This is a genomic window from uncultured Ruminococcus sp. (assembly GCA_902785355.1).
In the GTDB taxonomy this organism is placed as follows: domain Bacteria; phylum Bacillota; class Clostridia; order Oscillospirales; family Acutalibacteraceae; genus Ruminococcoides.
In genome coordinates this window covers 57,931-69,595 of record CACZYF010000023.1, presented here as the reverse complement: position 1 = coordinate 69,595, position 11,665 = coordinate 57,931, and the positions used below count along the sequence as shown (strand labels likewise).

Genomic DNA, 11,665 nt, shown 5'->3' with positions numbered 1-11,665 from the left:
CGGGAGACGCAGACAGGCTGGCGCCTGTCAAGGAGCCCAACAAAGCTATACGAAATATAGCGCAATAGATGATAAAGGTTTTTATTAAGGATTAGTATGATTCTTCCCCATTATACCAACATCACCGCCGCTTGACAAGTAGCAAAGTCGTGTAATTATCCCCGAAAAGCCGTCGTATCAAGCCGAGACAGAAACGCCGCAAACGCAAAACACCGGAGCCGCCGCGAAGGCAACTCCGGTGTATTTTTTGTTGATAATAAGATTGAGCTTTGAACTGACAATCACAGCTCTCTGACACGGATCACGCCGTCTATAGCCTTGAGGGCGTCATCACAGCCCTTGTTTGCGCCGGTGACGTCGATGATGGTGTACGCATAGTCGCCGCGGCTCTTGTTCTCCATGTTCTCTACGTTACCGCCGATGATATCAAGCAGCTGCGAGATGATCTTCGGGGTGTTCTGATGGAAAACACAGAAGCGGGTCTCGCCGCTTCTGGGCATGGAAACATTCGGGAAGTTGACGGAGTTCTTGATGTTGCCGAGCTCGAGGTAATCCTTGATCTCATCGGCAGCCATCACAGCACAGTTGTCCTCGCTCTCGGGAGTGGAAGCGCCCAGATGCGGGATCGCAACAACGCCGTCAACGGTCAGCAGATCCTGAGTCGCGAAGTCGGTGACATAAGCCGCCATCTTACCGCTCTCGAGAGCCGCGATGATGTCGGCGGACTTGACCAGACCGTCACGCGAGAAGTTCAGGATACGGACGCCGTCCTTCATCTTACCGATGGTTTCGGCGTTGATCATACCGCGGGTGCCGTCGTTGAGCGGCAGATGATAGGTGATGTAGTCAGCCTGTGCGTACATCTCGTCGATATTCTTGACGATGGTGACATGACGGCTCAGATGGAGCGCCGCGTCTACGCTCAGATAAGGATCGTAACCGACGACGCGCATGTGCAGCGCACGCGCTGCGTTCGCGACCAGAACGCCGATCGCGCCCAGACCGACAACGCCGAGGGTCTTGCCCTTGATCTCGGGACCGACGAACTGGCTCTTGCCTTTCTCTACGGTTTTGAGGCAGTTCTCATCGTCCGCGAGGGTCTTGTTCCACGCGATACCCTGAGCGATCTTGCGGGAAGCCAGCAGCATACCGGCAACGACCAGCTCCATAACGGCGTTCGCGTTCGCGCCGGGGGTGTTGAATACGCAGATACCCTTCTCGGCGCACTTGTCGAGCGGGATGTTGTTGACGCCGGCGCCTGCACGGGCGATCGCCAGCAGGCTCTCGGGCAGCTCCATGTCATGCATGGAAGCGGAGCGGACGAGGATACCATCGGGAGCGGCGCACTCGTCAACACAGTTGTAATTCTCGCCCAGACGGTCGGTACCGATCGCGGCGATCTTGTTGAGCTTTAAGATATTATACATTTGGAAATCTCCCTTTCACAGCAGCGTCTTCCGTAGGGCGGGGGCTTGCTCCCGCCGAAGCGCTTCTGCCTTATTGATACTTAATAACACAGCAGAGGTTACCGGTCTGCTGTATGATAAACGAGCAAAAAGAGGAAATGTAAGCGGCGGGAGCAAGCCCCCGCCCTACAATTCGGTTGATTATTTATTCTCTTCTTCGAACTTCTTCATGAAGGCGACGAGCTTCTCAACACCCTCGATCGGCATCGCGTTGTAGATAGAAGCGCGCATACCGCCGACGGTACGGTGACCCTTGATGTTGATGAAGCCGGCCGCGGTAGCCTCCTTGACGAACTTCGCGTCGAGGTCGGCGTCACCGGTAACGAAGGGGACGTTCATCAGAGAACGGTCCTCAGGGACAACGGTACCCTTGAACAGCCCGGAGGAATCGAGGAAGTCATACAGGATCTTTGCCTTACGCTCGTTGAGCTCCTTCATCTTCTCCAGACCGCCTACCTCGTTCTTGATCCACTCGAGGACGAGCTTCATGATGTAGATGGTGTAGCAGGGAGGCGTATTGTACATAGAACCGTTATCGGCATGGATCTGGTAGTTGAGCATGGTCGGGCAGATATCGCGCGCCTTGCCGAGCAGATCCTCGCGGATGATGCAGATGGTCACGCCTGCGGGAGCCACGTTCTTCTGAGCGCCGCCGTAGAGCATACCGAACTTGGTGACGTCGAGGGGCTCGGACAGGAAGCAGGAAGAGATATCGGCGATCAGCGGAACATCACCGGTCTCGGGCAGCTCGTGATAAACGGTACCGTAGATGGTGTTGTTCATGCAGATATAGAAGTAATCCGCGTCGGGGGTAAAGGTGCTCTTGTCGAGCTTCGGAATATAAGAGAAGGTCTTGTCAGCGGAGGAAGCGACGATATTGACCTCGCCGTAACGGGAAGCCTCCTGAGCCGCCTTCTTCGCCCACTGGCCGGTGATGACATAGTCAGCCTTGCCGGAGCCGTTCATGAAGTTGAGCGGGATCGCGGCGAACTGGGTGGAAGCGCCGCCCTGCAGGAACAGGACCTTGTAGTTATCGGGGATGTTCATAATTTCGCGTAAGAGAGACTCAGCCTCGGTGATGATCGCGCCGTACTCCTTGGAACGGTGGGACATCTCCATGACAGACTCGCCGGTGCCCTTGTAGTCGAGCATCTCGGCTGCTGCGGTCTTCAGTACGCTTTCGGGCAGCATCGAAGGACCTGCCGAAAAATTGTAAACTCTTGCCATAATATATACCTCCTAAATTTGATAAGTATTAGCGGATAACGGAGTCGTTACCAATTACAAACTAATAATACCAGTTACAATTATATGACAAACGGGCTGTTAATTCAATAACAACCGAGAAATCGGGTTTGGAATTTTTACAACGAATCGTCTCTATTTTTGGACATTTTGCAAAAAATCAGACAAAATCAAACAATTTGTAATGAGATATGACAGTTTTTTGAGCTGAACTAAGAACTAAGAACTAAGAAATAAGAAGTTATAGATATTTTCGTATAATATACTTAAAAATCGGAGGATAAAGTATGAAGCCCTTAAAAAGCAAGGTAAGTATCACTCTCGACAATGATATTATCAACAGAATCAAAGAACTCAGCGAAGAGGACGATCGTTCTTTTTCACAGTATATCAATATGGTTCTAAAACAATATCTAAAAAACACCGACAAAAAAGACGCTGAATAAATAAAACGACCCGGCAGAACAACCTGCCGGGTTAGTTTTTCGGGTATTTTCAGCCTTCCCCTCAAAGGGAAAACTCTTCGTATTCTTCAAAACGAAATCCGATATTCTCGGCGCTGTGGGCGTCGGAGGACAGGACAAATCTCCCGCCGTGCTCTCTGATATAGTCGATCATCGCCCCGCTCGGATAGGGCTCGGAGCGGTAGCCGCGCGAGATAGCGCCGGTGTTGATCTCAAAGGGAACGCCGGTTTTCAGCAGTTCATCGGCAGCCCTCTGCCACGCCGCAACATAACGCGGATGGTTCGTATCAAAGAGCGGTTCACGTTCGATGAACTTCGAGATCAGGTCAAAATGCCCGATGATATCGCAGAAAGTCTTGTTCACGACGTCAGAAACGGTTTTATAATATGCCTCACAGAGCGCATAAATATCTTTGTTGAAGTGTTTATCTGCCGCAGAATAAAGTATCGCGATACTTTCGTCAACGGGGATATACTCCTCCCCCGCCTTCACGTAATGCACCGAACCGATCACATAGTCGAAGTCATCGGTCGGATAATCGCTGTAGTAATCCTGCTCCACGCCGCACAGGACATGGATCTGATCGAAGTACTTTGCGCGCAGATAGCGGCACTCGGCAAGATAGCGCGGAATATCCTCACGCTGCATGCAGTAGCTTTCATCAAAGAAGGTATAGCTGTGACCGCTGATACCGACGGTAGAAAGCCCCTTTTTGATGGCACTCTGCACCATTTCCTCGGGCGTGTTCTTGCCGTCGCAGTAGCAGGTGTGCATATGCAAATCTTTAGTTGTCACCTGTCATCTTCTCCTGCTTGACCTTCTTGTCAATCACGTGGCGGGAAGCGAGCTCACGGTGGATATCCTCGAGAGAGATGCCCTGCTCGATCATCAGCACCATGACATGATACGCGAGATCGGCGATCTCATAGATCGTCTCCTTCTTATCCTCCGCCTTGGCGGCGATGATGACCTCGGTACACTCCTCGCCAACCTTCTTGAGGATCTTATCCAGACCCTTGTCGAAGAGATAGGTCGTGTAAGAGCCCTCCTGCGGGTCGGTCTTACGACCCTTGATCAGCTCGATCAGCCCCTCGTAGGAGAATTCCTTAAGCTCGTCGCTTTCCCAGACGGGATTCGTAAAGCACGAGGTGGTACCGAGATGACATGCGGGACCGTCGGGCTCGACCATCACGACCAGCGCGTCCTTGTCGCAGTCGGCAGTGATGCTGACGATGTGCTGGTAGTTGCCGGAGGTCTCGCCCTTGAGCCAGAGCTCCTGACGGGAACGGCTCCAGAAGCAGGTCAGTCCCTTCTCCATCGAGATCGCGAGGCTCTCGCGGTTCATATACGCAACGGTCAGTACCTGCTTCGTGATACTGTCGACCACGACAGCGGGGATCAGACCTTTTTCATCAAATTTCAGTTCGTTTATATCGATCATCGTTGTTCCTCCATCCTATATTACACCCTCGTGGGGATACCCGCCTCAGCCATCGCGGCTTTCAGGTCAGCGATCTTCACTTCACCGAAGTGGAAGATCGAAGCGGCGAGACCCGCGTCGACCTTCGGCAGGGTCTTGAATAACGTGATAAAATCCTCGATCTTACCTGCGCCGCCCGACGCGATCACAGGCACGCTCACGGCGTTGCTGACCGCCTCGAGCATCTCGAGGTCGAAGCCGCCCTTCACGCCGTCGGTATCGATGGAGTTGAGCACGACCTCGCCCGCACCGTTATCGACGCAGCGCCTGATCCAGCCGATCGCCTCCATGCCGGTGTCCTCACGTCCGCCCTTTGCGTAAACGCGAAACATGCCGTCCTGACGCTTTACGTCGGCGGAGATGACCACGCACTGGTCGCCGTAGCGCTTCGCCGCCTCATAGATCAGATCGGGGTTGCGGATCGCGCCGCTGTTCACGCTGACCTTGTCCGCGCCGCATTTCAGCACACGATCGAAGTCATCGAGGGTGTTGATGCCTCCGCCGACGGTAAGAGGGATGAACACCTTCTTCGCCGTCTCGGTCAGAATATCGGTGAACAACGCTCTGCCCTCAGCAGAAGCGGTGATATCATAGAAAACCAGCTCGTCCGCGCCGCAGGAGCTGTAGTACTGCGCGAGCTCTACGGGAGAAGCGACGTCGCTGAGACCCTCGAAGTTCACGCCCTTGACGACCCTGCCGTTCTTGACGTCGAGGCAGGGGATGATACGCTTCGTGATCATTGTACCGCCTTCACCGCCTCTCTCAGGTCGATCGCGCCGGTATAGTACGCCTTGCCGATGATCGCGGCGTACATATCCATCTCGGCGAGCGCTTTGATGTCGTCCATCGAGCTCACGCCGCCCGACGCGGTGATATCCACGTCATAACGGCGGGATAAGGTGCGGTAAAGGTGCAGGTTCGTACCCTGCATCGCGCCGTCCTTGCTGATATCGGTACAAATTATGGTCTTGACGCCGAGATTCTGCATTTTCTCAAAGAACTCGTCGGCAGTGACCTCACTGCGCTCCAGCCAGCCCTTCACGGCGATGAAGCCGTCGCGGATATCGGCGCCTACGGCGATGCGCTCGCCGTACTTCTCGACAGCCTTTTTGAGGAACGCCTCATCCTTGATCGCGGCAGTACCGAGGATCACGCGATCGATACCCGCGGACAGATAGCGGTCGACGACCTCCATACTGCGGATGCCGCCGCCGATCTCACAGAACAAGCCCGCTTGTTTTTTTATTTCCAATACAGTATCTAAATTAGGTGTACCGCCGTCGCGGGCACCCTCAAGGTCTACGATATGGATGTGCTGTGCGCCGCACGCCTTGAAGTCCAGCGCAATCTCGGCGGGGTTATCGCTGTAGACGGTCATTTGGTTATAGTCGCCCTTGTACAGGCGAACCGCCTTACCTCCCACGATGTCAATAGCAGGAAAAAGAATCATAAATCATATACCTCCTCAGAGGGAAACAAAATAGTTAGGAGTCGTTAGAAGTTAGGAGTTAGGAATTAGGAATGAATGGCGGGCGCTGCCCGCACCCGATTTGTAATACATTTGATAAATATACACCGCCTGTAGTCCTTTATAAAGAGCCAAAGACATTTCTATCTCAAAAAGCCGTCAGGCTTTCCCAAAACTCCTAACTCCTAATTCCTCATTCCTCATTATATTTCAGATCTCACAGAACGCCTTGAGTATCTTCAGGCCTACGTCGCCGCTCTTTTCGGGGTGGAACTGGCAGCCGTAGACGTTGCCGCGCTCGATCGAGGCGGTCAGCTCGGCGCTGTACTCCGCGACGGACGTCGCGTCATCGCAGTCGGCGGCATAGTAGGAGTGGACGAAGTACACGCAGTCGCCGTCCTTCAGATACTTGAAGAGCGGGCTCGGCTTCTTCACGATCAGGCGGTTCCAGCCGATGTGCGGGATCTTCAGCCCGCTGTCGATCACGTCGGCGATCGGACGGACGTTGCCCCTGATCAACCCGAGTCCCTCATGCTCGCCGTACTCGAAGCTCTTGTCTAGCAGCAGCTGCATACCCAGACAAATACCCATGATCGGCTTGCCCGAAGCGGCTTCACGCTTCACGACGTCCGCCATTCCGGTGTCACGCAGCTTAGTCGCCGCGTCCTCAAAGGCGCCTACGCCCGGCAGGATCAGTCGGTCAGCGGCTGAGATCACCTTTTCATCAGCCGTTACAACAGCCTCTTCTCCGATCGCTCCGAAGGAGCTCTGCAGCGAGAAGAGATTGCCGACGCCGTAGTCGATAATGGCGATCATCACAGCACCCCCTTGGTAGAGGGGATCTCGTCCTTGAAAGCTTCGTCGATCGCGACCGCCTGCTTCATCGCGCGGGCGACACACTTGAAGGTGCCTTCGATGATATGATGGCTGTTCCTGCCCTCGAGCTGCTTTAGGTGCAGGGTCAGGTTTGCGTTGCGGGTGAAGCCGAGGAAGAATTCCTCCGTAAGCTCGGTGTCAAAGGTGCCGACCTTCTCGGTCGGGATATGCAGGTCATAGTTCAGATAGGCTCTGCCGGAGATATCGACAGCGGCGAGGATCAGCGTCTCATCCATCGGGAGGATGAAGCTGCCGTAGCGGATGATGCCGCGCTTGTCAGAAAGCGCCTGCTCGAACGCCTGACCCAGCGCGATACCGATATCCTCCACGCTGTGGTGGTCGTCGACGTAGGTGTCGCCGTTACAGGTCAGGGTCAGATCGAACCGACCGTGCTTAGCGAACAGGGTCAGCATGTGGTCGAGGAAGCCTACGCCGCTTTTGATCTCGCTCTTGCCGGTGCCGTCGAGGTTCAGGCTCAGGCGAATATCGGTCTCTTTGGTTGTTCTGATGATCTCGGCGGTTCTCATGCGTTCTCCTCCATTATTTTCTTGATCTTATCGAGCAGGATATCGAGCTGCTCGCGCGTGCCTACGGTGATGCGGTTGTAGTCGCGTATGCGCGCTTTGGTAAAGTGGCGGATCAGCACGCCGCGTTTTTTCAGTTCCAGATAGAGCTTCTCGCCGTCTAAATCCGTATGCTTTGCGAAAACGAAATTGCTAACCGAGGGGGTGTGGACAAAGCCGAGCTTTTCGAGCCGGTCGGTCAGATAAGCGCGGTTTTCGGCGATTGTTTCACAGTTGCGGCGGCAGTAAGCGTCATCGAGCAGGGTGCCGATGCCCGCCGCCTGGGTCATGCTGTTGATATTATAGGGATTCGTGGAATACTTGATGGTGTTCAGATCACGGATCAGCGAAGAATTGCCGATCGCCATACCGAGTCGTCCGCCCGCCAGCGAGCGCGACTTCGAGAAGGTCTGGGTCACGATCAGATTCTCATACTTTTCGATCAGACCGACCGCGCTCTGTGCGCCGAAATCGACATACGCCTCGTCGATGACGACGACGTTATCGGGATTCGACCGTAGGATCCGCTCGATCTCATCGAGCGTCAGCGCGATACCGGTCGGCGCGTTCGGATTCGCGATGAAGATCGTTCTTCCGATGCCGCAGTAATCGGCGGTATTAATGGTAAAATCCTCTCTCAGAGGAATTTCGGAATACGGGATGTGATTCAGCTCCGCGAATACGGGATAGAAGCCGTAGGTGATGTCGGGGAAGGCGGCGGGATGCTGTTCATCACAGAACGCCATGAAGCAGAAGTTCAGCACATCGTCCGAGCCGTTGGTGAAGATCACCTGATCGGTACCGATGCCGTAGAGCTTGCTGAATTCTCCGACGAGCTTCGTACACTCGGGGTCACAGTAGAGCTGCAGCCTTTCTGCCGCTTGTGCGGCATACGCCATCGCCTTTTCGGACGGCGGGAAGGGGCTCTCGTTGGTATTGAGCTTGACGTACTGCATGTCCTTCGGCTGCTCGCCGGGGGTGTACGCCTCTAAGTTACTGTATTTCTGACTGAAAAAGCGGCTCATGCCTCATCCTCCAGACGGATGACCGCAGACTTCGCGTGACCGGTCAAGCCCTCCTGACGTGCGAAATACGCCACGTCCTCGGCGACCTTCTTCAGCGCGTCGGCGGTGTAATAGGTGTACTGGGTCTTTTTAACGAAATCATCCACAGACAGGGGGCTCGAAAACTTCGCCGTGCCGGAGGTCGGCAGGGTGTGGTTCGGACCCGCGAAGTAGTCGCCCAGCGCCTCGGGACAGCTCCGACCCATGAAGATCGAACCCGCGTGACGGATCTTATCGAGCCAGTCAAAGGGATTGTCCACGCACAGCTCAAGGTGCTCGGGAGCGATCTCGTTGGCGATATCGATGACGACGTTCAGGTTATCGGCGACGATGATCTTGCCGTTATTGTCGATGGAAGCGCGCGCGATCTCGGCGCGGTCGAGCAGCGGGATCTGGCGCTCGAGCTCAGCAGATACCGCCTCGGCGAGTTCCATAGAATCGGTGACCAGTACCGCGGAGGCGAGCTTATCATGCTCCGCCTGGCTGAGCAGATCGGCGGCGACATAGCGCGGATTGCTCTTGCCGTCCGCAACGACCAGGATCTCGGAGGGGCCCGCGATCATGTCGATGGAAACCACGCCGAACACCTGCTTCTTTGCCTCGGCGACGAAGGCGTTGCCGGGGCCGACGATCTTATCCACCTTCGGCACGGATTCTGTACCGTAGGCGAGCGCGGCGATCGCCTGAGCGCCGCCGACCTTGAAGATCTTGTCTACGCCCGCGACGGACGCCGCCGCGAGGATCGCGGGATTCACCTTACCGTCAGCGGAGGGAGGGGTCACCATGACCACCTCGCGCACACCGGCGATCTTGGCGGGGATCGCGTCCATCAGCACGGTGCTGGGATAAGCCGCCGTACCGCCGGGCACATACAGACCCGCGCGATCGACGGGGATAACCTTCTGTCCGATGACGATACCGTCCTCATCATTGATGATGAAGCTGCGGCGCACCTGCGCCTCATGGAACCTGCGAATGTTTTTCGCCGCACGCTCCAGGATGTCGATGAAGCGCGGCTCGACCAGCGATCGGGCTTCCGCGATCTCCTCCTTGGTCACAAGGAGAGAATCAAGCTGCGCCTTGTCGAAGCGGGCGGTATAGTCAAAGAGCGCCTTGTCGCCCTGCTCTCTGACGGTCTTGATAATATCGGTAACGATGCCCTCGACCGACGAGGTCGGCTCAAAGCGAGCGAAGATCTCATCGTAGGACAGCTCGTTGTAATTCAGTATTTTGATCATAGTAACCCTCCAACTTGAAAATGAGAAATGAGGAATGATGGGAAATACTTTGCGTTTTGGATTCCTGATAACGAAACAATATGAACCTTTCCTGTTATCATATAAACGGGGTGCGGGCAGCGCCCGCCATTCATTCCTAATTCCTAATTCCTAACTCCTAACTATCCTCATTCCTAATTAACTTCCGTCTGTTCCTTCAGCTCCCGGCTCAACTTCATGATGCTGTCGCCCTTGAACTGGTAACTGCTCTTGTTCGCGATCAGGCGCGCCGAGATCGGGACGATGCTCTCGACCACCTCGAGGTTGTTCTCCCTGAGGGTGGTGCCGGTCTCGACGATATCGACGATCACGTCGGTCAATCCTAAGATCGGCGCAATCTCAATCGAACCGTTCAGGTGGACGATGTCGATATCCCTGCCCTTGGAGGCGTAATGCTCCGCGGCGATATGGCTGAACTTCGTCGCCACACGCAGGGTACGGCGGGTATCATCCTCGAAGCCCTTGGGAGCGGCGACCGCCATGCGGCACTTGCCGAAGCCCAGATCGAGCAGCTCATACACATCGGGCTGATATTCGAGCAGAATATCCTTGCCCGCTACGCCGATATCGGCAGCGCCGCGCTCGACATAGATCGCGACGTCGCTGGGCTTGACCCAGAAGTAGCGTACGCCGGCGTCGGGATTCTCAAAGATCAGCTTGCGGTTGTTCTCGCGGATCGAAGGACAGGGAAAGCCCGCCGCCTCGAACATCGCGTAGACCTTCTCGCCCAGCCTGCCCTTGGGCAGGGCGACATTGAGCATACGATCCTGCGGGATCTCGTCGGCATGGAGATCGACGCGCTCGAGCGTATCGAGGTAGACCGCGAAGCCGACCGCCTTGCTCCTTCTCTTCATACGGCGCATCAGCTTGTCGTAGCGGCCGCCGGACAGCACGCTGTCGGGAACCCCGCTCAGAAAGCCCTTGAAGATCACGCCGTTATAGTAACTCCGGTCGCTGACGACCGAGAAGTCGATTTGTATTTTACTCAGGAAATCACTGTCCCGCATCACGGAGAGCGCTTCCTTCAGCTCTGTCGCCGCGTCCTCACAGTGAAGCTGCTCACAAAGGTCGGTCAGCTTCGGCAGTACCCTGTCGGGAGCGCCGCAAAGACCGATCAGCGCGATCAGCGGGTCGGCAGAGATCGGGTCGAGTCCGTTCTCCTCACACAGGGAGAGAATGCCGTGGACGTTCTTCTCGCTGACGCACTTGACGAGCTCATCCTGCAAGGATCGGCTGTCGGTGATCTGCATCAGCGCCGCGTCGAGGATATCGAGGCTCGATACATCCAGCACGAAGCTGCCGCCGATCAGGCTCAGGCTTTCGGCAGCGAGATACAGGCTCTCGCCCACGAGGCGGCTGTCCACCTCGCCGATGCACTCCACACCGGCTTGCTTTAGCTCCTTATAGCCGACGCTGTCTTTAGACACGCGGTAGACGTTCTCATCATAATACAGCTTGATGGTCTCGCCGTCCTTATGGTTCTTGATGATGCTGAGGGTAACGTCGGGCTTGAGCGCCTTGAGCTTACCGCCGATATCGTTGAAGGTGATGACCTGATCGGAGATCAGAAAGTCCTTATTGCGGCTGTACAGGTCGTAATCCTCGAACTTGCTCATCCGATAGTTACGGTAGCCGTGACTGCTGTACAGACTTCTCAGCGAGAAGGTGAGCCGCTCGGTAAAGCTCAGTACGCGATCATCTATGTTCATATCTTACCTCTTTTATCACGAATGTAGGGGACGGCGCCTCAACGTCCCGCCG

At 55.4% G+C, this 11,665-nt stretch carries 12 protein-coding genes; 1 reads left to right on the top strand and 11 read right to left on the bottom strand.

What is annotated here, in order from left to right:
* Positions 1 to 281 precede the first annotated feature (281 nt).
* A complete protein-coding gene (locus R2I50_RS06790; protein WP_316608404.1) occupies positions 282 to 1,427 on the bottom strand; it encodes a 3-phosphoglycerate dehydrogenase family protein in 1,146 nt (381 codons plus the stop codon).
* A gap of 180 nt (positions 1,428 to 1,607) precedes the next feature.
* Complete coding sequence (serC, locus tag R2I50_RS06785) at positions 1,608 to 2,693, bottom strand: 3-phosphoserine/phosphohydroxythreonine transaminase (protein ID WP_316608403.1); 1,086 nt, start codon at positions 2,691 to 2,693, stop codon at positions 1,608 to 1,610.
* A 305-nt stretch (positions 2,694 to 2,998) separates the two neighbouring features.
* Here serC and R2I50_RS06780 point away from each other — a divergent pair, with 305 nt between their 5' ends.
* Entirely contained in the window at positions 2,999 to 3,157 is a 159-nt protein-coding gene (locus R2I50_RS06780; RefSeq protein ID WP_316608402.1) for a toxin-antitoxin system protein, read from the top strand.
* A gap of 61 nt (positions 3,158 to 3,218) precedes the next feature.
* On the opposite strand, the gene R2I50_RS06775 is transcribed toward R2I50_RS06780, so the two are convergent.
* The 9 genes from R2I50_RS06775 to hisG form a co-directional block, all read right to left on the bottom strand.
* On the bottom strand, positions 3,219 to 3,971 hold the full coding sequence (locus R2I50_RS06775; RefSeq protein WP_316608401.1) for a histidinol-phosphatase: 753 nt from the start codon (positions 3,969 to 3,971) through the stop codon (positions 3,219 to 3,221).
* The gene (gene hisIE, locus R2I50_RS06770; RefSeq protein WP_316608400.1) at positions 3,961 to 4,617 is read right to left on the bottom strand and encodes a bifunctional phosphoribosyl-AMP cyclohydrolase/phosphoribosyl-ATP diphosphatase HisIE; all 657 of its coding nucleotides are present in this window, start codon (positions 4,615 to 4,617) and stop codon (positions 3,961 to 3,963) included. Before hisIE ends, R2I50_RS06775 begins: the two co-directional genes overlap by 11 nt.
* Positions 4,618 to 4,637: 20 nt before the next feature.
* On the bottom strand, positions 4,638 to 5,396 hold the full coding sequence (gene hisF / locus R2I50_RS06765) for an imidazole glycerol phosphate synthase subunit HisF (protein WP_316608399.1): 759 nt from the start codon (positions 5,394 to 5,396) through the stop codon (positions 4,638 to 4,640).
* Complete coding sequence (hisA, locus tag R2I50_RS06760) at positions 5,393 to 6,106, bottom strand: 1-(5-phosphoribosyl)-5-[(5-phosphoribosylamino)methylideneamino]imidazole-4-carboxamide isomerase (RefSeq protein ID WP_316608398.1); 714 nt, start codon at positions 6,104 to 6,106, stop codon at positions 5,393 to 5,395. The genes hisF and hisA overlap by 4 nt, the downstream gene beginning before the upstream one ends.
* 228 nt (positions 6,107 to 6,334) lie before the next feature.
* Complete coding sequence (gene hisH, locus R2I50_RS06755) at positions 6,335 to 6,940, bottom strand: imidazole glycerol phosphate synthase subunit HisH (RefSeq protein WP_316608397.1); 606 nt, start codon at positions 6,938 to 6,940, stop codon at positions 6,335 to 6,337.
* Entirely contained in the window at positions 6,940 to 7,527 is a 588-nt protein-coding gene (gene hisB / locus R2I50_RS06750; RefSeq protein WP_316608396.1) for an imidazoleglycerol-phosphate dehydratase HisB, read from the bottom strand. Before hisB ends, hisH begins: the two co-directional genes overlap by 1 nt.
* A complete protein-coding gene (gene hisC, locus R2I50_RS06745) occupies positions 7,524 to 8,588 on the bottom strand; it encodes a histidinol-phosphate transaminase (RefSeq protein ID WP_316608395.1) in 1,065 nt (354 codons plus the stop codon). Before hisC ends, hisB begins: the two co-directional genes overlap by 4 nt.
* Positions 8,585 to 9,865, bottom strand: a complete 1,281-nt coding sequence (gene hisD, locus R2I50_RS06740) for a histidinol dehydrogenase (RefSeq protein WP_316608394.1) — start codon at positions 9,863 to 9,865, stop codon at positions 8,585 to 8,587. The genes hisC and hisD overlap by 4 nt, the downstream gene beginning before the upstream one ends.
* Positions 9,866 to 10,038: 173 nt before the next feature.
* Positions 10,039 to 11,613: an ATP phosphoribosyltransferase gene (gene hisG, locus R2I50_RS06735; RefSeq protein ID WP_316608393.1), complete on the bottom strand. Its 1,575-nt coding sequence runs from the start codon at positions 11,611 to 11,613 to the stop codon at positions 10,039 to 10,041.
* Between the last annotated feature and the right edge of the window lie 52 nt (positions 11,614 to 11,665).

Bases quoted from the DNA above. Each gene is read 5' to 3' on its own strand.
- R2I50_RS06780 (WP_316608402.1), top strand. From the start codon at position 2,999: ATGAAGCCCTTAAAAAGCAAGGTAAGTATCACTCTCGACAATGATATT.
- hisIE (WP_316608400.1), bottom strand. From the start codon at position 4,617: ATGATCGATATAAACGAACTGAAATTTGATGAAAAAGGTCTGATCCCC.
- hisB (WP_316608396.1), bottom strand. From the start codon at position 7,527: ATGAGAACCGCCGAGATCATCAGAACAACCAAAGAGACCGATATTCGC.
- hisD (WP_316608394.1), bottom strand. From the start codon at position 9,865: ATGATCAAAATACTGAATTACAACGAGCTGTCCTACGATGAGATCTTC.
- R2I50_RS06790 (WP_316608404.1), bottom strand. From the start codon at position 1,427: ATGTATAATATCTTAAAGCTCAACAAGATCGCCGCGATCGGTACCGAC.
- hisC (WP_316608395.1), bottom strand. From the start codon at position 8,588: ATGAGCCGCTTTTTCAGTCAGAAATACAGTAACTTAGAGGCGTACACC.
- hisA (WP_316608398.1), bottom strand. From the start codon at position 6,106: ATGATTCTTTTTCCTGCTATTGACATCGTGGGAGGTAAGGCGGTTCGC.
- serC (WP_316608403.1), bottom strand. From the start codon at position 2,693: ATGGCAAGAGTTTACAATTTTTCGGCAGGTCCTTCGATGCTGCCCGAA.
- hisH (WP_316608397.1), bottom strand. From the start codon at position 6,940: ATGATCGCCATTATCGACTACGGCGTCGGCAATCTCTTCTCGCTGCAG.
- hisG (WP_316608393.1), bottom strand. From the start codon at position 11,613: ATGAACATAGATGATCGCGTACTGAGCTTTACCGAGCGGCTCACCTTC.
- hisF (WP_316608399.1), bottom strand. From the start codon at position 5,396: ATGATCACGAAGCGTATCATCCCCTGCCTCGACGTCAAGAACGGCAGG.